Annotated in this window: 19 protein-coding genes, 1 tRNA gene and 1 other RNA gene; 9 read left to right on the top strand and 12 right to left on the bottom strand. The window is 65.8% G+C overall.

The annotated features are described in order from the left end of the window. The coding region (locus tag ABZ293_RS22815) for a DNA polymerase III subunit gamma and tau (protein WP_355183564.1) at positions 1-1,364 on the bottom strand (1,364 nt) is incomplete at its 3' end. A gap of 468 nt (positions 1,365-1,832) precedes the next feature. Between ABZ293_RS22815 and ABZ293_RS22810 the strand changes: the two genes are divergently transcribed. Both ABZ293_RS22810 and ABZ293_RS22805 read left to right on the top strand, forming a co-directional pair. After that, the gene (locus ABZ293_RS22810; RefSeq protein ID WP_355183562.1) at positions 1,833-2,657 is read left to right on the top strand and encodes a hypothetical protein; all 825 of its coding nucleotides are present in this window, start codon (positions 1,833-1,835) and stop codon (positions 2,655-2,657) included. A 94-nt stretch (positions 2,658-2,751) separates the two neighbouring features. Continuing rightward, on the top strand, positions 2,752-4,047 hold the full coding sequence (locus ABZ293_RS22805; protein ID WP_355183560.1) for an ammonium transporter: 1,296 nt from the start codon (positions 2,752-2,754) through the stop codon (positions 4,045-4,047). Positions 4,048-4,172: 125 nt separating this feature from the next. Here the strand turns inward: ABZ293_RS22805 and ABZ293_RS22800 are convergent, their stop codons facing one another. After that, a complete protein-coding gene (locus tag ABZ293_RS22800; RefSeq protein WP_355183558.1) occupies positions 4,173-5,417 on the bottom strand; it encodes a neutral zinc metallopeptidase in 1,245 nt (414 codons plus the stop codon). Between the two features lie 4 nt (positions 5,418-5,421). Further along, positions 5,422-6,621, bottom strand: a complete 1,200-nt coding sequence (locus tag ABZ293_RS22795; protein ID WP_355183556.1) for a neutral zinc metallopeptidase — start codon at positions 6,619-6,621, stop codon at positions 5,422-5,424. 131 nt (positions 6,622-6,752) lie between these two features. Here ABZ293_RS22795 and ABZ293_RS22790 point away from each other — a divergent pair, with 131 nt between their 5' ends. Beyond that, positions 6,753-8,372 carry a DUF2207 domain-containing protein gene (locus ABZ293_RS22790; protein WP_355183554.1) on the top strand — a complete coding sequence of 540 codons (1,620 nt, stop codon included), beginning with the start codon at positions 6,753-6,755 and terminating at the stop codon, positions 8,370-8,372. 382 nt (positions 8,373-8,754) lie between these two features. On the opposite strand, the gene ABZ293_RS22785 is transcribed toward ABZ293_RS22790, so the two are convergent. The 3 genes from ABZ293_RS22785 to ABZ293_RS22775 all read right to left on the bottom strand — a co-directional run bounded on the left by ABZ293_RS22785 (position 8,755) and on the right by ABZ293_RS22775 (position 11,888). Beyond that, the gene (locus ABZ293_RS22785; protein ID WP_355183552.1) at positions 8,755-10,044 is read right to left on the bottom strand and encodes an ROK family protein; all 1,290 of its coding nucleotides are present in this window, start codon (positions 10,042-10,044) and stop codon (positions 8,755-8,757) included. 84 nt (positions 10,045-10,128) lie between these two features. Further along, positions 10,129-10,335: a hypothetical protein gene (locus ABZ293_RS22780; RefSeq protein WP_354961861.1), complete on the bottom strand. Its 207-nt coding sequence runs from the start codon at positions 10,333-10,335 to the stop codon at positions 10,129-10,131. Between the two features lie 119 nt (positions 10,336-10,454). Further along, positions 10,455-11,888 (bottom strand): MFS transporter, encoded by a 1,434-nt coding sequence (locus tag ABZ293_RS22775; protein WP_355183708.1) that lies wholly within the window; start codon positions 11,886-11,888, stop codon positions 10,455-10,457. A gap of 494 nt (positions 11,889-12,382) precedes the next feature. Between ABZ293_RS22775 and ABZ293_RS22770 the strand changes: the two genes are divergently transcribed. Then, on the top strand, positions 12,383-14,089 hold the full coding sequence (locus ABZ293_RS22770; RefSeq protein ID WP_355183550.1) for a thiamine pyrophosphate-binding protein: 1,707 nt from the start codon (positions 12,383-12,385) through the stop codon (positions 14,087-14,089). Between the two features lie 164 nt (positions 14,090-14,253). Here the strand turns inward: ABZ293_RS22770 and ABZ293_RS22765 are convergent, their stop codons facing one another. Continuing rightward, positions 14,254-14,967: a hypothetical protein gene (locus tag ABZ293_RS22765; protein ID WP_355183548.1), complete on the bottom strand. Its 714-nt coding sequence runs from the start codon at positions 14,965-14,967 to the stop codon at positions 14,254-14,256. A gap of 114 nt (positions 14,968-15,081) precedes the next feature. Beyond that, positions 15,082-15,675 (bottom strand): HhH-GPD-type base excision DNA repair protein, encoded by a 594-nt coding sequence (locus ABZ293_RS22760; RefSeq protein WP_354961859.1) that lies wholly within the window; start codon positions 15,673-15,675, stop codon positions 15,082-15,084. A 264-nt stretch (positions 15,676-15,939) separates the two neighbouring features. Here ABZ293_RS22760 and ABZ293_RS22755 point away from each other — a divergent pair, with 264 nt between their 5' ends. Next, positions 15,940-16,746 carry a methyltransferase domain-containing protein gene (locus ABZ293_RS22755; RefSeq protein WP_355183706.1) on the top strand — a complete coding sequence of 269 codons (807 nt, stop codon included), beginning with the start codon at positions 15,940-15,942 and terminating at the stop codon, positions 16,744-16,746. Between the two features lie 97 nt (positions 16,747-16,843). On the opposite strand, the gene ABZ293_RS22750 is transcribed toward ABZ293_RS22755, so the two are convergent. Then, complete coding sequence (locus tag ABZ293_RS22750) at positions 16,844-18,133, bottom strand: aminotransferase class I/II-fold pyridoxal phosphate-dependent enzyme (protein ID WP_355183546.1); 1,290 nt, start codon at positions 18,131-18,133, stop codon at positions 16,844-16,846. A 143-nt stretch (positions 18,134-18,276) separates the two neighbouring features. After that, positions 18,277-18,371: signal recognition particle sRNA small type (gene ffs, locus ABZ293_RS22745), an RNA gene on the bottom strand. A gap of 140 nt (positions 18,372-18,511) precedes the next feature. On the opposite strand from ffs, the gene ABZ293_RS22740 reads away from it, so the two are divergent. Continuing rightward, positions 18,512-18,599: transfer RNA gene (locus tag ABZ293_RS22740), tRNA-Ser, on the top strand. A 427-nt stretch (positions 18,600-19,026) separates the two neighbouring features. Next, complete coding sequence (locus ABZ293_RS22735) at positions 19,027-19,860, top strand: hypothetical protein (RefSeq protein ID WP_355183544.1); 834 nt, start codon at positions 19,027-19,029, stop codon at positions 19,858-19,860. A 144-nt stretch (positions 19,861-20,004) separates the two neighbouring features. Here ABZ293_RS22735 and ABZ293_RS22730 read toward each other — a convergent pair whose 3' ends face one another. Continuing rightward, a complete protein-coding gene (locus tag ABZ293_RS22730; RefSeq protein ID WP_355183542.1) occupies positions 20,005-20,697 on the bottom strand; it encodes a response regulator transcription factor in 693 nt (230 codons plus the stop codon). Beyond that, positions 20,694-21,842, bottom strand: a complete 1,149-nt coding sequence (locus ABZ293_RS22725) for a histidine kinase (RefSeq protein WP_355183540.1) — start codon at positions 21,840-21,842, stop codon at positions 20,694-20,696. Before ABZ293_RS22725 ends, ABZ293_RS22730 begins: the two co-directional genes overlap by 4 nt. A 262-nt stretch (positions 21,843-22,104) precedes the next feature. On the opposite strand from ABZ293_RS22725, the gene ABZ293_RS22720 reads away from it, so the two are divergent. Both ABZ293_RS22720 and ABZ293_RS22715 read left to right on the top strand, forming a co-directional pair. After that, positions 22,105-22,836: a DUF998 domain-containing protein gene (locus ABZ293_RS22720; protein WP_355183538.1), complete on the top strand. Its 732-nt coding sequence runs from the start codon at positions 22,105-22,107 to the stop codon at positions 22,834-22,836. A 298-nt stretch (positions 22,837-23,134) separates the two neighbouring features. Continuing rightward, entirely contained in the window at positions 23,135-23,476 is a 342-nt protein-coding gene (locus tag ABZ293_RS22715) for a hypothetical protein (RefSeq protein ID WP_355183536.1), read from the top strand. Positions 23,477-23,572 lie beyond the last annotated feature (96 nt).

The raw sequence follows: 23,572 nt of genomic DNA, 5'->3' as shown, positions 1-23,572 counted from the left end.
GCAGCAGCCTGCGGGGCGCTCGCTGGGCTCGCGCCCGCGCGGGTCGCATCCTTTTCGCGGCGTGCGGCGGCGAGGAGTTCCGCGCCGCGGCGCCGTGGGGCCTCGTTGGCCGCGCGCGGCGGTGCCGACTGAGGCGCGGCCTGGGGCGAGGCAGACGATGTGTCGGCGGCGGGGGCGGGGGCGGGTACGGCGCTGGGCGCGATCGCGCCGGTCGCAATGCCGCGCTCGAGGCGCTCCAGGCGTTGCAAGGTGGCCGATTCGGCGTCGGAGACCGAAGGCAGGAGCATGCGGGCACAGACGATTTCGAGCAGCAGGCGCGGGGCGGTGGCACCGCGCATTTCGCCGAGACCCTCGTGCAGGAGTTCGGCGTGCCTGGCCAACGTGGCCGGGCCGGTGCGTTCGGCCTGTTCGCGCATGCGGTCCAGGACATCGCCGGGACCGGAGACCAGGGCGCGGTCGACGGCGTCGGGGACGGCCTGCAGCAGGATGAGGTCGCGCAGGCGCTCCAGCAGGTCGACGGCGAAGCGGCGTGGGTCGTGGCCCGCCTCCATGACGCGATCGATGGTGCCGAAGAGCGCGGCACCATCGCTGGCGGCGAGCGCGTCGATCGCGTCGTCGATCAGCGCGATATCGGTGACGCCGAGCAGTGAGACGGCCCGCGCATAGGTGACCCCCTCGGGGCCCGCGCCCGCGAGCAACTGGTCGAGCACGCTCAAGCTGTCGCGCGGCGACCCGCCACCTGCGCGAATCACCAGCGGATACACCGCTTCTTCGACCCGCACATGCTCCTGCTCGCAGATCTTCCCCAGGAGTCCCCGCATGGTCGCGGGCGGCAGCAGCCGGAACGGGTAATGGTGCGTGCGCGAGCGGATGGTCGGCAGCACCTTGTCCGGCTCGGTGGTGGCGAAGATGAAGATCAGGTGGGCCGGCGGCTCCTCGACGATCTTGAGCAACGCGTTGAAGCCCGCGGTGGTGACCATATGCGCCTCATCGACGATGAACACCCGATAGCGCGACTCCGCGGGCGCGTAGAAGGCCCGATCACGCAATTCGCGGGTGTCGTCGACACCACCGTGACTGGCGGCGTCCAGCTCGATCACATCGAGATTGCCCGGACCACCCGGACCGAGGGCCACACACGACGGGCAGACGCCGCACGGTGTCGAGGTCGGACCCTGCACACAGTTCAACGAGCGCGCGAGGATGCGCGCCGAGGAGGTCTTGCCACAGCCCCGGGGGCCGGAGAACAGGTAGGCATGACTGATGCGACCGGTGTCGAGCGCGGTACTCAGCGGGTCGGTGACGTGCTCCTGACCCACCACTTCAGCGAACGTTGCCGGTCGGTACTTCCGGTACAGAGCCACGGCCAGAGGTTACCGGCGCCCACCGACAATGCCCATTCCCGCCGACCGACAGGCCGGGCGCGGCGTACTGCCGGGCGTTTCGCGCCAGATATGTGACGCAGATCACAAGATTCCCAAACCTTTGTTAGCCCCCACTGATCAGCGCCGAGGGTGGCAACGCCGGAGCTATCGAAGATCAACAACGGACGAACAGGCAATTTTGGCCCTCGCGCAGTGTCATTCGCGTCGATTATTTGAACTCATGCCCTGGTTCGCGGCCGATTTGCAGAGATAACGAATCTGTCAACCGGGATGACATCTACGCAATTGCCTGGCTACCGTGGTTAGCGGCAACTTCGGTAGCCAAACCTTCATCAGGTTGGTGGTCCCGGCCGGTCCCTCATCCCGACCGGGACACAACCTGACTTCCCACGATTCAGGGCGTTCTCCGCCGCATTCACACCGCTTCCACCGGAGGAAATTTCCACCGTGACGTCGTGTGACGACATCGCCGCCGCCTGGCTTTCGAGCACTGACTTCGCCGACGACCATGCCGCCGTCGACCTGCTCAGCCGGGCGATCAGCCCGCAGGACTTCGCGATCAAGCGCGATTCGCTGCCGGTGACCGCCGCCGCCGATCCGTCGACCGCCGCGGCCATCCTCGAGCTATTGGAACGCGGCCAGGTGCCGACCATGGCGGCGATCCGGACCCTTACGGCCCAAAACGAGATGCGCCGCGAGGCCGAGCGCATCGAACGCCTCGGTCGCCGGGCCCAGCGCAGCATCGACGACTTCGGCCGGGTGCTGGCCCGCCTGGCCGAGGATTATTGGCTCGCGCACGGCTCCGGCCCCACCCGCCGCGACGTGCTGCAGTCCGAACCGGTGATGACGCTTATCCGGGAACGGATCGGCGATATCGCACCGACCGCGGTCAAACATCTCTGGTTGGTCGAGCGGGCGCAGCGGGCCGGGTGGATCGCCTCCAATGCAAACCTCGGGTCCCTGTGCGCAGCAAGGCGCTTCTATTCCGCCAAATACGGCAACCGGGTCTCGCTGCGGCCGGTCAATACGATCGGCACGATCGTGGCGAGCTACCTCAACGACTACCTGGCCGAATACGAACGCCCGCCGCGCTGGTCCACCCTCGCTCGCGAACTGCGCGACGATCGCGGCCGCCGGCTGTTCCACGACACTGCCGACGCGCGCATCCAGCAGCGGTGGCTCACCACGGCCGAATGGGTGGCGGTGCGCGAGGACCTTCCGGTGCCCGGTCGCCGGGGCCTGCGGGCATTGGCCAAGAAGTCGCGGCGCTGAACTGTCTGGGCCGATAGCCCTAGCGGTGCTCAGGGCGGCTGTGAGCATTCGGTAATTTCTTCGCAACGCATACACGCGTGGAAGGAGTTACCCCGTGTCCTCAACCATCGATCCCGCGGCCACCGCCTGGCTGCTCGTCAGCACGGCCATGGTGCTGCTGATGACGCCCGGTCTGGCGATTTTCTACGGCGGGATGGTGCGCTCGACCGGCGTGCTCAACATGCTGATGATGAACTTCATCGCGATTCCACTGGTGACCGTGGTCTGGTTGCTCGCCGGTTACAGCCTCGCCTTCAGCGCGGATGCGGGCGGCGGCCTGATCGGTAACCTCGACCACTTCGGTATGGCTGGCATCGACCCGAATTCCGTACACGGCACGATTCCGGAACTGCTGTTCGCCACCTTCCAGCTGACCTTTGCGATCCTGACCGCGGCGCTGGTCAGCGGCGCGATCGCGGACCGCGCGAAATTCTCCGGCTGGATGGTCTTCGTCCCGCTGTGGGCGCTGGTGGTCTACGTGCCGATCGCGCATTGGGTGTGGGGTCCGGACGGCTGGCTGGCCTCCTTCGGCGCGCTCGACTACTCGGGCGGCATGGTCGTCGAGATCGCCTCCGGCGTGTCCGCGCTGGCACTTGCGCTCGTGCTCGGCCCGCGCGTCGGCTTCAAGACCGATGCGATGCGCCCGCACAACCTGCCGTTCGTGCTGCTCGGCGCCGGCCTGCTGTGGTTCGGCTGGTTCGGATTCAATGCCGGATCCGCGCTGAGCGCGAATGGCATTGCGGCCGCGGTATTCCTGAACACCTTGGTGGCCGGCTGTCTGGGCATGCTCGGCTGGCTCGCGGTCGAGCAGATCCGCGACGGTCGGCCGACCACCTTCGGCGCGGCCTCCGGTGTGGTGGCCGGACTGGTTGCGATTACACCGTCGTGCGGTTCGGTGAATACCCTCGGCGCACTCATCGTCGGCCTGGTGGCCGGTGTGGTGTGTTCGTTCGCGGTGGGCTGGAAGTTCAAGGCGGGCTACGACGATTCGCTCGACGTGGTCGGCGTGCACTTCGTCGGCGGCGTTGTCGGCACGCTGCTGATCGGCCTGCTGGCCAATCAGGTGATGACCGGTGGCGTCGAGGGTCTGTTCTACGGTGGCGGATTCACACAGCTCGGCAAGCAGCTGGTCGGCGTGCTGGCGGTCGCGGCCTACGCGTTCACCGTTACCTTCGTACTCGGCAAGGGCATCGACCGGTTCCTCGGATTCCGGGTCAGCAAGGACGACGAGACCGCGGGCATCGACTTCGCACTGCATGCCGAGACCGCGTATGCCGAAGGCGTGCACGGGCATTCGCCGCGACGCTTCGGCGAGGGGCATTTCGGTCAGCCGCACGGCGGCGATCACTGATCGGAGCAGCAACTGCGCCACGCCTGGCTGACGTCACCGCCGAATCGGTACGAACCGCACCGATTCGGTAGGGCGAGAGCCAGGCGTTTTCCTTTCGGATATCGACCTCCACTCGAAAGTGGTTGCTACGAAACCTCGTCCGAGGGAGCCTTCCAAGTGTTGCACTGGAATGTCCTGTCGTACTTGTGCCCCTGTGTGAACCAGTTGGCTTGGTTCTGCCCAGTGCCGTGATCACGCGCGTCACCCTGCCGGTCGCCGCGCCCGACCTGGTCCTGTGTGGCGTGCGTCAACTGCGCCACTGTGAAGACGCCCTCGTACGTCGATGTGCCGACGTACATTCCGGAAAAGCAGTCCGCCTCGAGCTCCATCCGGCGCGACAACTCCAGTCCGAGCGCACTGCGGGTGCCCGCGTCATTGCGCTCGGTGTTCATCCGCTGCGATATTCCGGAGAGCGCCTGCACGTGATGGCCGTATTCGTGCGCGAAAACTGCCAGATAGATCACCACGTCGTCGCCATACTTCTCGACCTGGATCTTGTCCATGGGCATGTAGATCGTGTGGTTCGTCGAACAATAGAACGCCGCGAAGCTGCTACTGGCCGAAGTACACGGGGAAGTCGCGTCCGACGCTCGAGCGGGCACACTCAGACCCGGACTGGAGAACGGCAGATTCGCGCCCTGCAAGGCAGGTCGCCACTTTTTGTCCAGGCAGTCGGCTGCGGCCTGGAAGAACCGGGTGGCCGCGGCGGTCGTCGCGGCCCAGGCCGGGTAGTCGCAGTCGACGTTGATCAGCCCGCTGTTGTCATCACTGAACAGCGGATTCTCGCCGAGCTTGGCAACCGGTTGCGGCCCAGCGGGTTTCGTCGTGGTCGGCGCTGCCGCTCCCGTTGTGGACGGCGATGCGGTGCGCGATGTCGGGCTGGGTGATGAGGTCGTCGCCGATGTCGGCGGCGTGTAGGTGTAGCTGGGCGTCGGCGGGGTGTAGGCCGACGGACCGTGTCTCTTCTTCTCGTTATCGGCCGAAATCGCCGATGAGACGAACAGTCCGACGACCACGACGATGACGGTCAGCACACCGAGCAGTGCGCTGAGCCCCGCACCCGAACGGCGCCGCCGCGGCGGGTACGGATGCGGCGGATAACCGGGCCGCTGGTACGGCATCGGCGGACCGTACGGCGCCGCATTCGGTGCTCCATAGGCGGGCGGATAGCCCAGTGGCGGGCCATATCCCGGCGGTGGCTGATACCCGGGGGCGGGTTGATATCCGGGCGGCGGCTGATAACCCGGTGCGGGTGGATATCCGTGCTGCTGAGATCCGAGCGGCGGCTGAGGTCCGGGCGGCGGACCATAGCCGTAGGGCGGCTGCGTCATCTACTCACGACACCGAACCGGCCGACGCAGTGAACGTATTGCACTGTGCCGCACGGTCTTTGTCCACGCCGATCTCGAACCACGCCCCACCATTGGCCGCGGTGCCGTGATCACGCATATCGCCGCGTTGATCGCCGCGGCCGTGCGCATCGCGTCGGGCGAGGGTGATCTGGGATGTGGTCAGCGAACCGCCATTGGCCGAGGAGCCGAGATACATTCCATCGAAGCAGTTGGCCTGCAATTCGATTCGGCGCGACAGCTCCAAACCCTTCTCACTGCGCACACCCGCGTCGACCCGATCGCTATTGGCCTTGCGCAGGATTCCGGCCATCGCCTGTACATGATGGCCGTATTCGTGGGCGAAGACCGACAGATAGACGATCCAGTTGTCCTTGAACAGATCGGTCTGCAACTGGCTGATCGGCATGTAGATGGTCTTGTTCGCCGGACAGTAGAACGCGGCGAAATTACTCGTCGAGCCGGTACACGGCGTGGTGATGCCGTCGGTATTCGCGCTGACATTCAACGTCGGCGATTGGAACGGCAGATTCTTTTGCGCCAGTATGGGTTTCCAGGCCGACTCCAGGCAGCTCGCTGCCGTTTCGAAGAACTTGCGCGCGGTATCCACCTGCGTACCCCACGGCGCATAGGAGCACTTCGCCGGAATCAAGGTGGTGTTCGGATCGGTCAGCAGTGGATTGGTTCCGGTCTCCGATACGCCACCGCTGGAGTCCGGGGTATAGGTCATGCTCGGGCCAGGACCCGATGCGGTGTTGCTGACCTTGTCGTGCGTGATCGCAATGCGCACCAGTCCGCCCGCCACCACGAAGACGACGATCAGCAGCAGGGCCACCCAGCCGCTACCGCCCTTGCGCCGCTGCGGCCGACGTCCCGGCGGACCGTAGGGCGTCGGGGGCGGCATCGGCGCGCGCTGTCCGTATCCGGTTGCCGGATAACCGGGCTGCTGGCCATAGCCCTGCGGACCGTAGCCCGGCTGCTGGCCGTACCGGGGCGAATACCCTGGCTGCTGGCCATATCCGGGCTGCTGGCCGTAACCCGGCTGAGCGGGCGCGGGACGGTAGCCCGGCTGGCCATATGGCGAACCCGGCCCTGGACGCGGCGGAACCGATTGCCCACCAGGCGGAACCGGTCCATAACCGTACGGCGGCTGTGTCACTCCCCCGTACCCCCTCGTCTCAATCATCGCCGACAGTCTTGGCCTTGCGGCGCGCCCAGGTCCGTTCGTGGGCCCGCCCGTGTGCGCTGCCGCCTGCGTGCTCGTCGCTCGCGCCGGGCTGCTGACGCAGAATAGCAACTTGTCTAGAGTAGGCAGCCATGCTGACTTTTCGGGGGGGCGCCGCGAGCGCGCTACTTCTCGCCACTGCGGGAATGCTGGCGGCCGCACCGGTTGCCCACACGGAGCCCGCAACCGATGGCGTGAATATCGTCGCCGATCTGAAGCTGAGCCGGGACGGCGTGCTCGAGGTCACCGAAAAGGTGGTCGTGCCCGCAGCAGGCGAGTTCAAGATGACGCTGCCGCTGCGGCTCAAGGTCGGCCAGGACGTGGAACGCGTCTTCAAGGTCACCGATGTCGATACCAGCGGCGCGGGCACCGCGACGGTCGCGAACGATCTGTTCACCATCGATGCCAAGCCCGGCGAATCGACCTTCACCTACGCGATCCACAACACCGTCAGTAACGCGCCGGGCAGCCAGGTCTTCCGCTGGCTCGGCACGATCAATGCCGATGTCGCCTCGATCGATGCCTCGCTGATCAGCCCGAGCTACGAAATGGGCGTGGTGGACTGCAAACTCGGCCCGCCCGGCAATCTGCGGAAGTGCTCCGATCTGCAGATCGAGGCGGACGGGGTGCTCTACTGGCAGCAGAGCGACCTGCACAAGGGCGACAATATCGACCTGACCCTGCAACTACCGCCCGGCACGGTGCCCGCCAATGCCGATGTCCGCGACAACAGCGAAGCGGGTGCGTTCTCCTTCACGACTCCGGTGCTGGTCGCGTTCGGGGTACTGCTGCTCGCGCTGGCCGGATTGGCGGCCTACGTGCTCAGGGCCCGGCGCGAAAACGCCGCCGCCACAGCGGGATCCGAGACAATCGACCCGCTGCTGCGCAATGGCGATCAGGTGCAGTTCACCTCTCCCGACGGCATTCTGCCCGGCGAGGCTGGCGTATTGCTCGACGAACATGTCGATCCCAGCGATATCGCGGCGACGGTGATCGACCTCGCGGTGCGCAGATACCTCTGGATCACGCCTGTCGGCGACAACGATTGGCGCATCGACCGGGTGAACGCACCCGATGATCAATTGCGCGATTACGAGAAGACGGTCTACCGAGCGCTACTGCCGGAGGGCACCAATTCGGTGACCGTCGGCGAACTGCGCGCACCCGGCCGCGTGCAGGCCCAGCCGGTGCGCGCCGCCATGCGCGCCGATGCGGTCGAGCGCGGCGCCTTCATCGATCGGGCCCACATCGGTTTGCCGGTCCTGTTGGGTGGGGCACTGATCGTCGGCGGTATCGCGGCGACCATTGCCCTGGCGCTCATCTCGGGCAGCGCACTGGTCGGCATTGCCATCCTGCTCGGTGGCGTCGCGACCGCACTGCTGCCGCGATTCCTACCGGTCCGCACGGCCCAGGGCCGCGAACTCGTCGGCCAGATCCGCGCACTGCAGCGCGGCCTCGATGCGACCGGCCGCGACCAGATCCCGCCCGCCGACCAGGAATTGGTCTTCTCCAGGGCACTGCCGTTCATGGTGATCGGCGGCCGCGCCGACAACTGGATCCGCGCCTTCCGCGAGCTGAACCCGGCTGCCGACTCCCAACCCGGCCTCTACTGGTTCGGCAGCTTCGAACGCGATCGCAACCTCCAACGCTTCGCAGGCCACTTCCCCTATTTCATCACCGCACTCGAAGGACTGTTCGCGGGCGGGCGCTGAACGTCCAACGCGCCAAGCCATTTCATCGTCCGCCAGCCCTAGCAAAGGCGGACGGCTCGCACGCGAGTGTGATTGCATTTGCTCCCGGCGGCCCGCGTAGGCGTCTGGATGGAAGAATGCGATGGAGTCGGAACTGCCGACCGTCGATCTGAACAAGACATTCGCGCAACGGTTCTCGCTCTGCTCGGCATTGTGCCGGTGACGGTGACCGCCGCCGGTATCGGCTGGCTCGTCGTCGGCGCACTCGACCGCGGCCAGCATGCCCCGTTCAACACCGGACCTACATATGCCCGTTCCGAGCGGCCTTCACTACATGTCGCCATTTCTGACAGGTCTTCTCGCCTACCTTTAGAAATAGGCGAGAAGTCCCACTATAGAACTGTCAGTCGCTCAGTGCGGTACGCCGGATCGCTGAGAGCGGGTCGGCGTAGAGGACGCTGAGGGAGGTGACTACGGCCGCGAATTCCTGGACCTTGCCGCCGAATCCGCTGATGCGGATATCGGTGGGTGGGAGTTGGGACGACTGAGCAAAGGCGCGGGCCACGTGGGCGACGGCGGGGCGGTAGCCGGTGAAGGCCTGGCCGCCGAGGATAACGCGGTCCGGGTTGAGCATGTCGCGGACCATCGCGACGGTGTGTCCGAGGATGGTCGCGCGCTCGGCGAGCAGTTCCCGCGCATCCGCCGCGCCCGACTCGGCGGCGCGGTACAGGTCGGCGATGGTGGTGCCGCCGGTGCCCTTGTGCGCCGGAATGATCCCGCGCCCAACGGCTCTGGCGTGCAGCGAGCGGTCGCCGACGGTCACCTCCAAGCAGCCGCGTCGGCCGCAGGTGCATTCGACATCGGAGCCGGTCGGCAAGTGCGCGATCGAACCGGGACCGCTACTGGGAGTGTGCACCCGGCCGTCCAAAGTCACTGCAATACCGGCAGTTTCGCGAACGTAGAAGTACAGACTGCTACCTGGGCCACCGGTCCGCACGCCACTGCGGTCCGCGTCCTTCGGTTCGCCGGTCGGCAGCAGCAGTTCCGAGGCCGCCATGGCCTCGACGTGCGGCGCCACCGAAATCGGCAGCTCCAGCACCTCACCGAGCACCGAACCGACCTGCGCACCCTGCCAGGCCAACTTGGGATGGTCGACGACACCGGTCAGCGGATCGACCCGCCCACCGATCGCCACTCCGGCCCACAGCGGTTTGCGCCGATGCCAGCGCTGCAAGAACGCCTTTGCGCTGCGCGCGACGGTCATGGTCGCGAAGTCCTGACCGGTCTGCGGGGTCGCGATCGCCAGCCCGCCCAGAATGCGTCCGCGCAGGTCGGCTGCGACGATCTTGGTGACCGCGGCGCCAATATGGATGCCGAGGGTCAAATAGGCCTCGTGGTCGATCTCGAACGGAACCCGCGGACGTCCGACTGCGCCCGACGCGGTCAGGTCGGGGCGCTCGCGCAGCAGTCCGGCGGCCAACAGTGCCGACACCTGACGGTTGACCGTCGCGATGCTCAAACCCGTTGTGCGCGCGGCATTGTCGCGGGAGATCGGGCCGCCGGTCGCGGCGCGCAGCACGGCCGCCGCCGGATTGTCGGCGATGCGGAGCTCCGGCGCGATGACGGGACGCTGAACACGGACACGACCGGTGACGACCCTGGCGGCGGATCGGTCAAGGGTGGGGAGAGACATATGAAGGTTCCTTGCTGAAGTCCCGTATGACGGGACATGCCTACGCGTGCGGCGGCTGGGCAGCGCGCGAGCCGAAAGAATGGCTCAGCTGCAGCAGGAACAACACAGTTCGCGGGTCAACGGCAGTCGCAGACCCAGTGCGGCAGTCACATAGGTGACCCGCAATGCGGTCGGACGGCTCGAAGACATGGGATCAAAGTTAACACCGAAATCGCGGTGTACCAAGCCCTGCCAGTGGCGCGCGACCTCGCCCAATGCGTGCTTCGCATCGAAATCCTTGCCGCGCACCATGTTCCGATCATACTGTGGCCCGGCGCACGATATGTCCGAAAACGCCGAATGGGGGTCGCCATTTGGCGACCCCCAAGGGGTGACTGGCTCGCCCGATTACGGGCCGTTCGCTCGCTACGTTATGCCGCTTCGGCGACCAACTGGCGACGGGCCAGCAGTGCGGAGGCCGAGGCGATCAGTCCGACCAGCGCGACCGCGGTGACCAGGTACAGTCCGGGCCGGTACTGCGCGATGCTGGTGGCGGCGCCACCGCTGATCAGACCGGTGACCACGGCCAGCACGACGGCCCCACCGATCTGGCCCGAGGTCTGCACCAGTCCCGAGGCCAAGCCCTGCTCGTGGTCGGCGATGCCCTCGGTCGCCTGCACCATCACCGAGGAGAACCCGAGTGCGAAGCCGAGGCCGAGCAGCAGGAATGCAGGCAGGTAGTCCAGGACATAGTTCGGGTCGGCGCTGCCGCCGAAGGAGATGAACCAGACGTAGCCGATCACGAACGAGGTCATCGAGGCGATGATCATCGGCGTGGTGCCGTAGCGGTCGATCAGCTTGCCGGCGACCGGCGAAAGGATCGCCACGATAATGCCCGTCGGGGCCAGGGCGAGCGCCATTTTCAACGGCTCCCATCCCAGGGTGTTCTGCAGGTACAGCGACACGATCGTCTGGAAGCTGATGTAGGAGCCGAAGATGGCCAGCGCGGCCAGGTTGGCCCGGACAATCGACTTGACCTTGAAGATGCTCAGCCGCACCAGCGGGTGGGCGACCCGGTTCTCCATCACGAAGAACGCGCTCAGCAGGGCGATGGCGATAACCGCGGTGGCGACAACGCTTGCGGTGAGGCCCTTTTCGGGCGCGGTGACGATGGTGTAGACGGCAGCCAGCATGCCACCGGTCAGCAGTGCGGCGCCCGCGAAGTCGACGCGGCCCTGCTCCCTCTCGATATTGCGCGGCACCACGAAGTAGGCGGTGAGCACGACGGCCGCGACGACCAGCACCGGGACGTAGAAGGTCAGTCGCCAGTCGATACCGGTGAGCAGACCGGAGACGATCAGACCGGAGGCGTATCCGGTGGCGCCGAAGACCGTGAAGATCGACAGCGCGCGGTTGCGATCATGGCCTTCCTTGAAGGTGGTGGTGATGATCGACAGCGCGGCCGGTGCGGTGAACGCGGCGGCGACGCCCTTGATGATGCGGCTGGCGATCAGCAGCGCACCGTCGTCGACCAGACCGCCCGCGAGTGAGGCGAGTCCGAAAACCACCAGGGCGGTGAGGAATACCTGCCGACGGCCGAGCAGATCGGCGGCTCGTCCACCCAGCAGCAGCAGGCCGCCGTAGCCGAGGATGTAGCCGTTGACGATCCACTGCAGGCTCTCGGTATTCAGCCCCAGTTCGGACCCGATGGAGGGGAGGGCGACACCGACCATGGACACGTCGAGTGCGTCGAGGAACATCGCCAGTCCGGCGACGAACAGCACAGCCCACAGCTTCGGGCCCCAACGCCCGGGGGTGTGCTCGGTAGATGCGGCGGTCCGGGTCTCGGATGCGGTAGCTGTCATAGTCACGTCGAGTAATTTAGATGCACATGCATTAAATGTCAACGCAAATAATGTCGGGCATGAAGACCTGGTCATGATCTTGTCGGGGCGCACCGGGGAGGCCTCGGACAGCGCGGAAGGCCCTCGCGCAGTCGGGAGGGGGCCGGGTCGGCGGGTTCGCTGCCGGTTAACGAACGGCACTCCTATCTATCGGGCGAATGCACCAAGAGTCAGGGGCGCCGTCAGTATCCTCAGGCCAGAGCATCGAATCGACGGATCACCCACAGGAGATACGTCGCGACTACGAAGTTTGCCGGGAAGAGCACCCACGGTATCCAGGATTCGACTGCCGACCGGGTGCCTACGCCGAGCCGCACGCTCCGCCGATGGGCCGGACGTGCTGCACACAAGGCAAGCCGTGTTCCGACGTGACCAACCACGATGTTCCCGCTCGGTGGTCGGCCAGCCGGAGACCAGCGATATCAGCGTGACCCGACGATTCGGAGGAGCACACGATGTCCAGGAGCGAAACGCGACGAATGACGATCGGCGAGTTTCTGCTTCGCCGTCTGGCGGAGGCTGGGATCGGCCACCTCTTCGGCGTCCCCGGCGACTACAACCTCGAGCTGCTGCAACAGCTCGAAGACCACAGCACCATGAAATGGGTGGGCAATTGCGGCGAGTTGAACGCCTCCTATGCGGCGGACGGCTACGCGCGGCTGAACGGCATGGGCGCGCTCCTCGTGACGAACGCGGTAGGCGCGATGAGTGCGATCAACGGAGTCGCTGGCTGCTACGCCGAGCACGTTCCGGTGGTCTGTATCTGCGGGTCGATTCCGCTCAGGTCCATCGATCGCGGCCTGGGGATGCACCACACGATGGCCGACGGGACCCAAGACCGATTCCTCGGCGCTTTCGCGCAGGTGACCGCCGCCCAGGCCAGGCTGACCCCACGCAACGCGGCTATCGAAATCGACCGGCTGATCCGCACCGCGTGGCGAGAGAAGCTGCCGGTCTACCTGGAGTTGCCCTCCGATATCGCCTACCTCGATATCGAGGTTCCGACCGAGCCACTGGTGCTCGCACAACCGTCCAGCGACCCCGAGCGGTTGGTGTCGTGCATCGCCGCAGTCGCGACCCACTTGTCCGCTGCCACGTCACCGGCGATTCTGGTGGATCTGGACGCGGACCGGTTCGGTGTCGCAGCCCAGGTCATGGAACTCGCCGCGAAGATGCAACTTCCGGTCGCGGTGAGCAGCACGGCCAAGGCGGTGATCGACGAGACGTTCCCCTACTACGTCGGTGTCTACAACGGCAGGGCGAGTGCGCAGCACACACTCGACGCGATGGAGACCAGCGACTGCCTGCTCTGCATCGGCTACCGACCGATCGAAGTGACCACGGGCGACTTCACGGCCGCGTTGCCCGCCGACACGATCCACCTGCGGGGACATTCGGTCGACGTCGGCAATGACAACTACCAGGCAGTAACGCTCGAGGAAGTTCTCCGCGGCGTCATCGTTGCGGTGCCGCACGTCACCGATCGCGCCACGAGCCAACCCATGGAAGCCGCGCCACGCGTGCACACCGACGGCTCTGCCGAGCTGACACAGGCTGTGTACTGGCAGGCCCTCCAGGACTACATCCAGCCCGGCGACGTGCTGCTCGTCGATAACGGCACGTCATACGCCCTGTTCGGGCTGCAACTCCCGGCCGGCTGCACCTTCGTCGGATCGGTCAACTGGGGCTCCATCGGCTATTCTGTCGCCGCTCTGCTCGGTACCCTGACCGCGGCACCGGACCGGCGCCACCTGCTGTTCGTGGGCGACGGCTCGTTCCAGCTGACCGCGCAGGAGCTCTCGACCATCCTGCGACACGACCACAAGCCGGTGATCTTCCTGATCAACAACGGGGGATACACCATCGAGCGCGGCTACCTCGGCAAGACCGAGTCGTACAACGACATCGCCACGTGGGCATACGCAGATCTGCCGAAGGTGCTCCGCCCCGACACCACGGCACGGTCGTTCGTCGTCAAGACTCCAGCGGACCTGCACAACGCCCTGTCCGCACCCAATGACCAGTTGATCTTCGTCGAATCGGTCATGGATCCCTTCGATTCCCCCGCCCCGGTCACCGCCAGCAGCAACAGAGGAGCCGAACTCGACTACGGCCCTCGCGGACCCCAACACCACGCAGGCACCCAACTCCGGCCCGCCTGATCCGCACGTAATGTGCGTGCATCAAAGACCTTTCGTGATCTTGTCGGGCACACCGAGGAGGCCCCGGACAGCACGGAAGGCCCCGCTCAGTCGAGAGGTACTGGGCGGGGCCTGATTCCGTGGCGACGGTGCGAGCCACGGATGCCGTAACCGGCGAATTCGGCCTACTTGGCCGGGGCGAACGGCTGGTTGATCGTGGTGAAGTACTGGATTGCCGCACCGATCGCGACCGGAGCCGTCACGAAGATCTGACCGGCCAAGGTGCCCAGCGCGCCGATGGCGATGATGCCGCCGAGGCAGCCGATGGCGGCGGCCGGAATGAACGGACCGAACAGGCCGACGATGGTGGCCGAGGCGACCGTCGCACCGGCGATACCACCGAGCACGCAGCCGGCCGCACCGCCCGCGAGACCACCGACCAGCGTGCCGATCGTGGCGGCCGCCGAAATGGTGCTCGTCAGCCGGGTCCAGGCCGCGACCTCACGGTCGTACGGGGTCTTCCATGGCGCCTGGTCCTCGTAAGGCAGCGCCACCGGCTTGTAGACCGCGTGCTCGCGATCGATCTGCGGGGTCAAAGTCGCGGTGCGATCGGAAATCTGTGCGGCGATCGGGAATTCGAAATCGTCGATGCTGAACTTCAGCGGGGTCCCCGCGAGCACGGCGCCATCGGCCGCCTTGATTTTGAAGACACCATCCTCGACCACCAGCGAACCCGCGTCGGTCTTGATGATCGATGAATCGTTGACCGCCTCGGCGGTGAAATTGATTGCGCCATTATCGCTTTCGGACGCGTCCGGGGCGGCGCCGGAGGTACCCGCGGCCACTCCGGTCGCCACGGTCACCAGCGCCGCGACGACGGCGAGCTTCCTCATCCTCATGTACTGCATTCCCTCATCTAGGTGTTGCTATCGAGGGAAAAGCATCGGTGAGAAATCAATCGGGCACGAGGGAAAAATGCACGCAGATTCCAATAGGGCAAATCCGGAGCGACCTCAGGACTTCTTTGCGGCGGCCTTCATCTGCTTCTTGAATGCCCGCACTTCCAGCAGCGATTCGCCATCGACGATATCGGCGGCGGAGCGACGCGAACCCTGCTCGGAGTAGGCACCTGCCGCCGCTTCCCAGCCTGTCGGCCGCACGCCGAGCTGCTTGCCGAGCAGGGCGAGGAAGATCCTGGCCTTCTGATCGCCATAGCCGGGGAGGTCCTTCAGTCGGCGCAGTACTTCTTTGCCGTCCGGATCGCCCTGCGTCCAGATCCGTTCGGTCTTGCCGTCGTAGTTCTCGACCACATACCGAGCGAGCTCCTGGGTCCGGCGGGCCATGGACCGGCCGTAGCGGTGGATCGCGGGCGGCGTGGCGCACAGTTCCTCGAAGGCGTCGGCATCGGCGTCGGCGATCCGCTGGATATCGAAGCCGTCCATCCGGTCCGCGATTTTCTTCGGCCCGCGGAAGGCATGTTCGAGCGGGAACTGCTGATCCAGCAGCATGCCCGTCAGCAGCGCGAAGGGATCCTCGGAAAGGAGTTTGTCGGCCTCAGGTTCCTGCGCGAGACACAGCTTGACAGTCGCGGACTTCGCTTTGGCCACAGGACTTCCTTTCGCTGGTGCAGCGCTGGCGACTGCTTGCGGGTCGCTCGAAAAGGTCGGCCCCCCGATCATCTCACTCGACGCCGCTGACGACTGCTGACAGGTCGCCGGAAAAAGGTCGGTCACGTGGTCCATCCCACCCGGATGGGTGGTATGACCTAATCGTGATAGAGATCACAGACCTGCCGTGCGGGGTGCTCGGCCCCCAAGTAGGCTCTGCGCATGCCTCAGACGACGGCAATACCTAGAGACGGAATCGGGCCCATGGATATGCAGGGGTTGCGCCCGGATCGCTTCGACAGCGCGGGCCAGGATCAATTGGTGGACGTACGCGATCTACAAGCCGCGCTGCCCGGAATTCGGCGGCTGCGCACGTGGGCACATGAAGCATTGGCGCTGCAACCCGGCGAAAGTGCGGTCGATATCGGATCGGGCACCGGTTCGGAGGTCATGGCGTTCGCGGACACGGTCGGCCCGACCGGCACGGCGATCGGCGTCGAACCCGATCCGCAGCTGCTCGCCTCCGCCCAACGCCGGGCCGAACAGGCCGGGTCGACGGCCAAATTCCTTTCCGGCGACGCCTACGGGCTGCCATTCGGCGCGGACACCTTCGACGCCGCACTCTGCGAGCGGGTGTTCCAGCATCTGACCGCGCCCAATCGCGCGGCCAATGAGATCGCGCGGGTGCTGAAGCCCGGTGGTCGCGTTGTGGTGATGGACAGCGACTGGGGCACCGCGATCGTGCACCCGGGCGACCGCCGGGTGGTTCGCGAGGTCATCGACACGCTGATCGACGCGACCACCAACCCGTTCTCCGGCCGCCGCCTGCCCGGACTGCTGACCAAGGCGGGCCTGGTGATCGATGAGATCGGCTCGCATGCCCTGGTACAGGATCGGACGGTCGGCGCTGGCTCGCTGGTCAACCGGATCTCGGCCATGGCGGTGGCGCGCGGATCCATCACCGAAGCGCAGCGCGATCAGTTGATCGCGGATCTGGAGCGCGGTGCCGCGAGCGGTGATATCCACCTATCGGTCACCATGTTCGCCGTCCTGGCCCATAAGCCCCGCTGAATCGTGGCCGTCGAATGAGGTAGTCCGGGCGCACCTGACCGGGTTCAGAATGCGTTGGGCGCGTACCGATTCGGTACGCGCCCAACGCATTCTTCGACTAGTTTCCGAGCAGTTTCTCGGTGGCCGCCAAGAGCACACAGGTGGCCAGACCGTCCATCGCCTTCTCCAGTTCCGGCAGCTGCGGGAAGCTGGGGGCGATGCGAATGTTCTTGTCCTCCGGATCATTCCGGTACGGGAAGGCCGAACCCGCCGCGGTGAGCGCGATTCCGGCGTCCTTGGCCAGCGCGATCACCCGGGCCGCGGTGCCTTCCAGCACATCGAGGCTGATGAAGTAGCCGCCCTTCGGCTCGGTCCAGGACGCCACCTTGGACGCGCCGAGCCGGTCCTCCAGAATCTTGAGCACCAGTGCGAATTTCGGCTCCAGGATGGCGCGGTGCTTCTGCATATGCGCGCGCACGCCGTCGGCGTTCTCGAAGAAACGCAGGTGGCGCAGTTGGTTGATCTTGTCCGGGCCGATGCTCTTCTTCGCAGCGTGACCGAGGTACCAGTTCAGGTTCGGCGTGGACGCACCGAGGAAACTGACGCCCGCGCCAGCGAAGGTGATCTTCGAGGTGGACGCGAAGACAATGGGCCGGTTGGGGTTTCCAGCCGCGGCCGCCATGCCGAGCACATCGAGAACCGGCGCGGCGGTATCGGTCAGCGGGTGCACCGCATAGGCGTTGTCCCAGATCAGCCGGAAGTCCGGCGCTGCGGTCGGCATCGAAACCAGTTCCCGGACAATGTCTTCGGAGAAGATGACACCGGTCGGGTTGGAGTAGTTCGGCACCGCCCACAGTCCCTTGATCTGTGGATCGTTCGCCACCAGCTCGGCAATGGCGTGCGCATCCGGACCGTCGTGACGCATCGGAATCGGAATCATCTCGAAGCCGAGCGCCTCGGTTATGGCGAAGTGCCGGTCATAGCCCGGACTGGGGCACAGGAACTTCAAGGTGGGCTCGGCCACCCAGCGCCGCTCGGAATCCGGGGTGCCGTACAGCAGTGCGTAGGTGATCACATCGTGCATCAGCTCGAGGCTGGCGTTATTGCCCGCGATCAGGTTCTCGACCGGAATGCCGAGCAGCTCACCGAAGATCGCGCGCAGCTCCGGGAGACCGTGCAGCCCACCGTAGTTGCGGCAGTCGGTGCCGGTGCCGTCCTTGAAATCGCCCGCACCGGGCAGCGAAAGCAGTTCCGCGGAGAGGTCGAGTTGTTCCGGCGAAGGTTTTCCCCGGGTGAGGTCCAGCGTGAGCTTCTCGGTCTTGAGCCTCGCGTAATTCGCGGTCTGGATCTCGTGTTCGGACACGAGCTCCGGATTGCTCATCAAACCGATCTGCGTTTGCCGGGGCATCCTGGGCAGCCTTTCGAAGCAGCTAAGGGGTGATTGACGTCCGAACCGATGTGCCGCGGTCGGACGGCTGATCCGGCCGAGCGCGTTGGACGTCCGGCGGACCGTGTTCACGTTACCCGGCGGTTGCTCCGAATTGGAGGGAATATAGGGGACCCCGCGCACCCGGCAGAGCCCGTTGACCCTTGCTGCCTTCCGGCCCTGGGGGAGTTCACAGGATGCGCGCCGCGCGGGATCCGTTCGCAAGTGTAGCGGGCAGATCCGACAACGATCACCACCGGGGTGGACCGTACCGCGTCGAAACGGGACCGAACTGGGACTTCTCGCCTCCACCAGCCCCAATTTGGTGACCGGCCGGGTGCACCCGGTATGCTGCTGCACGGAGGATTCGCCTAGTGGCCTATGGCGCTCGCCTGGAACGCGGGTTGGGTTAACGCCCTCAGGGGTTCAAATCCCCTATCCTCCGCCACAAACAGCAGGTCAGGGCAGTATTCATTGCCCTGACCTGCTGTTTGTATTGGCGGGCAACGTGCATCGGTCACGGCATCGTCGAGAGCCCGCAGGTCGGTAAAGCCACCGAAACCGTGCTGCCGCTTGACTAAAGACATGGGACACCCCCGGGATCCAGCGCCGACTGCTCGGCAAGTCCGACCGAGTCATGTGCCCTGGTGCGGCGCAACTGGTTGATGGTGGGCATGTTCACCCGCGATCCAGGGTGCTCGACAGCCGAAAAGTCCTGGTGATGGCCCAGGTTCGAACCTGTCACGGCTTGCTCGACCATCCAAGACGCCCCGTGATCCGAATGCGAATCAACAAGGTCTCTGCACTGTGAAAGGTAGTAGATGGGCACAGGCAAGCACAGGAAAGTCAGTTTGCGTCAGCAGAAGGTGGGGTCGATGGTGGTGGCTGGAGCGGTTCCCGTTGTTCTCACTCTGGTGGGTAGCAGCGGTACCGCCAATGCCGAGCCCGGCCGGTACGTTCCGGTGAGCCAGACCGAGCACGGCGGCGATGTTGCCTTCGTGGCCGACGACACGGATACCGGCGAGGGGACCCCCGCTGTGCAGGCAGAGCAACCGATTCAGTCCCGGGACTGGCCCTCCGCCCAAGCGCCGAATGTGCGCCCATACCGGGGCACGCGAATCCCGGACGACACGCGCAGTTCACTGCAGTGGGCGCGGCCGGTACCGAAGAGCGAGTATCTGTCGCCGGTCGAGTTCCTGCACGGCCCGGTCCCGGTCGAGCCGGTGCCGCCGATCGCGCCGCCGCCCGGCATGTTGCGTTTCGGCAACGTGCAGGTCGAGGCGCCGGATTGGCTGCCACGGGAGCCCGCCATCCAACTCAACGACGCCGCGGCGGTCACCGAGGCGGATCTCGCAACGTTCTTCGACTCGCTCGGGATGGAACGCACTCGCTCCGATCGTATTGCGAGTCAGACCGTCGGCTCCGCGGCGCTCGGTGCTGCCGCAGGCGCAACGGTGGCGAGCCCGTTCGCACTGATCGGCGCAGGTGTCGGCGGTGCACTCGGGCTGGCGATCGGCTTGCCGTTCGCACCGATCGGTCTCGCCGCGGGGCCCATCGGCGCCGCATACGGCGCGGCCATCATGGCGGCACCGCTCGCCGCCATCGGCGCGGGAATTGGCGCAGGTCTCGGTGCAATGCAGGCCCTCACCGCACCCCCACGAGCGCTCGGCCCAGCTGAGGACGCCACAGTCCAATCCGTGACCGATTGACAGACGTTCCACTTTGTCGAACAGGTCGCGATACCGCCTGAAATGGACCCGTGGATATATCGGCTGCGGCACGCGGCCCCTTTGGCCTGTCGGTTTGTGACCGGTCAAAGGGGCCGAGGTATCGGAGATACCGATACCTCGGCACTAGTCGTCGTCTGCCCCCAAGCCCACCAGACCCGCTTCGTAGGCGAAGACGACGGCCTGGGTGCGATTGCTCGCGCCCAGCTTGGCCAGCACATTGCCCACGTGCGTTTTCACAGTCTCCAGGCTCACCTGCAGTTGTTCGGCGACTTCTGGATTGGACTGCCCCTTCGCCATGAGCCGCAGCGTCTCGGTCTCGCGGCCGGTCAGCGCGGTCGCCCTACCGGTGGCGGCATGACGACGTACCGGCCGGCCTGCCGCCAAGCGGCGAACGGCATCCGGGAAGAGCACGGAGTCGCCCGTGGCCACCAGCCGGATGGCGTGCGCGATCTGCTGTACGGGCGCTCGCTTTCGGATAAACCCACTGGCGCCGACCCGCAGGGCGTCATAGACGTGTTCATCGTTCTCGAAGGTGGTGATCACGATGACCTTCGGCGGGTCGGGCAGCGCGGACCGCAGCCGCCGGGTCGCCTCGATGCCGTCCACACCCGGCATCCGGATGTCCATCAGGACGACGTCGGGGCGGAGCCGCTCGACCATGGGAAGCACATCGGCGCCGTCCACTGCCTCGCCGACGACGTCCAGGTCGGGTTTGGCCGAGAGCAAGGCCCGCAGGCCGGTGCGGGTGAGCTCCTCGTCGTCCACGATGAGGACGGTGACCCGCGGGCCAGGGTCGGGGCCACCGCTCGCGTTCATGGCACCGACCGTAGCGGTATCCGTACGATCAGCCGCCAATGCGTGCCACGCTCTCCCGCACGCCCAGCGGACACCTCGCCACGCAGCAGCCGCACCCGTTCGGCGATCCCGGTCAGCCCGTGTCCCTGCTCCCGGTCCGGGCGGAAGGGCGCGTTGGCATCAAGCGGGTTGATGAGCTCCACTTCCAGGCGGCCGTCCTGCACTGCTACCCGCAGGCTGATCTCGGTCATTTCGCTGTGCCGCAAGGCGTTGGTCAGACCCTCCTGAATGATCCGGTAAGCCTCTCGCGACACGGTGGCCTGGACCTGGGTGAGGTCCCCGAACGTCACCACACGCAGCCCGGCGCCGGCCTGCCGGACCCGCTCCGTCAAGGGCCCGAGGTCGGCGAGCGTGTGCTGTGGCGCGGTGGGCGACCTCCCTTCCCGCAGCACGCCGAGCACATGGTCGAGATCGTCCATCGCCGCGCGGGACGTCTCCTCGATGCTGCTGAGCGCGCGTCGGGCCGCCTGCGGATCGCTGTCCATCAGTTCCCCGGCGACAGCGGCCTGGATGGTCGAGGCCGTCAAGGTGTGCCCGATCGAGTCGTGCAGTTCCTGGGCCAAACGGTTGCGCTGGGCCAGCCGATCCAACTGCTCCTCCACGGAGGCGAGCCGCTCGGCGGCCGTTATGCCGAGCAGGAATTGGGCGAGCGAGCGCATGACCAGCGCGCCGCCGACGGCGACGCAAGCCGCGACCGTCAGACATCCGGCGGATACGAGCAGCGTCCACAGGCCCTGCCACCCATGCCGCACGTCGATGGTCCATCCGAAGCTCGCCACCGGACCGCCACCACTGGACCAGACCGCGACGAACACCACAGCCGCGAACACCGACAACCAGGTCGCCACGGTCACCATCGCACCGATCGCCATGTGTGCGGCCAGGTACGCCGATGTCCGGAGCCGATCACCCCAGGGGGACATCGGTGATTCCAGCGGGGCGGACAGATCGGTACCCAGCAGCTGGTTGGCCAGTCCGACGCACCCTCGGCGCACCGCCCGCGGAGCGCCCATCATCACGACTACCGCGCACAGCGCGACAGTGAATCCCACGACCCGTAGCGCCACCGGCCACTTCGGCGACGCCGCGACGACGGCCGAGACCATCGGAGGCAGGCTTACGACAGCGCCGATAGCCGCATATAGCCAACCCCGGTACATGGCTCTGCCGAAAAGCGAACGAATCACCGCACTCACCGTCCGGACCCTACCGGCGAGCCGTTCGGCGCACCTCCCCCGAAAGAGCCAGCACCGACTCCCGCTACCCGGGGATTCCGATTTCCCCATTTGCAGCGATGTGCAGGGACCCGCTCAACTGCGAACGTTCACGAAAAGAAAACCGGCTCGATTTCGGGCCAGGAAGGAAATCGTGAAATCCAAACCCGCGGCTCACTCCGAAATCCGCACCTCCGTGGCAGTACGGGTCGGTGCGGTCACGTGGATCGTCGCCGCCGTGCAGTTCCTCGTCGTCCAGCTGATCGTGCAATCCGGCTGGCACACGCCGTACAGCTGGGCGGACAACAACATCAGCGATCTCGGCAACGTCTACTGCCAGATCGCGGATCCCTCTCGACCTCGATATGTGTGCTCACCGCTGCACGACGCGATGAACGCCTCTTTCGTCCTTCATGGTGTATTGCTGCTCGCCGGTATGCTGCTGACCGGTGCCTGCTGGGGCCGCGGCCGGATATCGGTGAGTTCTCGAATTCTCTTTGTCATCAATGCGGCCGGATGGGTCTTGGTCGGCTTTGTTCCCGCGGACGTCGACGAGAACCTTCATCTACTGGGCGCGCTGTTCATCATGGGACTGGGAAATATTGGCCTCTGCTGTGCCGGATTCGTCCGCCGGGATTCTCAGTTCGGCAGACTGCGCCCCATCACCCTCGCCATAGCCGCCGCCGCGGCTGCGGCGGCGTTGCTGTTCTTCGGTCAGGTCGACGTGGGAATCGGACTCGGTGGCCAGGAACGTGTCGCGGCCTTCGCGCTGGATGTCTGGACTCTCGCCATGGCCATCGCGATACTCTCGGCCAGTACCTCAGCACGTCGGGCGAGGACGATCGACTCGGGATCGGCGTTGACGACGTCAACACGTAACAATTGAATCGTCAGATACGCCGAAACAGCCTGAAACGCAATGGATTTGGCTGAACACTCAAATGTTCGTGTAGTGACCTAGGGGATCCGCAGGAGATCGGCTCCCGTTGGGTCGGCGCGGCGGCACAGCGACAACCGGAGCATCGATTCGGTGCGGCGGTTCGCGCGCATTTCGGGTGGACTCAGGCTGTCGGGGTGCTGGTGGCGACCGGCGCCACACGCCTAGGATCAGGTAGGTCGGGGGATGCACAGCTCGACGAATCGGCGAGTCGGACCCGTGCGATGACTCGCCGGAAGAAGGCACGATGATTACCAGAAAGACCGCCGCCGATACCGGTCGGCGGCTCGCGACGGTCGCGTTGGTCGGGGCCGCGATGACGATTCCGATGGTGTCGGTTCCCGCCATGGCGGCACCGGCGCCCGCACCCGGTGTAGTGCGCACTGATCATGACTATGGCTGTGACGACAGTTACGACCTTGGCGGCATCGCGCACTGGCAGGGTGATCGTTGGGACACCGACAAATGCGGCGGCTGGGGCGTGAAACATCTCTTCCCGCCAGGTTGGGGCTTCTTCCCGCCAGGCTGGGGCATCCCCCCAGGCTGGGGCTCGAACAATTTCTTCCCCAAAGGCTGGGGCAGTGACTGACCGAACGCATCCGCATATCGCGCTATAGGAATCGAGTTCGCTCGGCGATGTCGACCAGGTTGTGACGTCGCCGAGTGAGGCATGTCCGGGCATCCG

The sequence above is a fragment of the Nocardia sp. NPDC005998 genome, assembly GCF_040614395.1.
In the GTDB taxonomy this organism is placed as follows: domain Bacteria; phylum Actinomycetota; class Actinomycetes; order Mycobacteriales; family Mycobacteriaceae; genus Nocardia.
The sequence above is the reverse complement of the archived record's forward strand: the minus strand, read 5'-3'. Positions and strand labels throughout refer to the sequence as shown.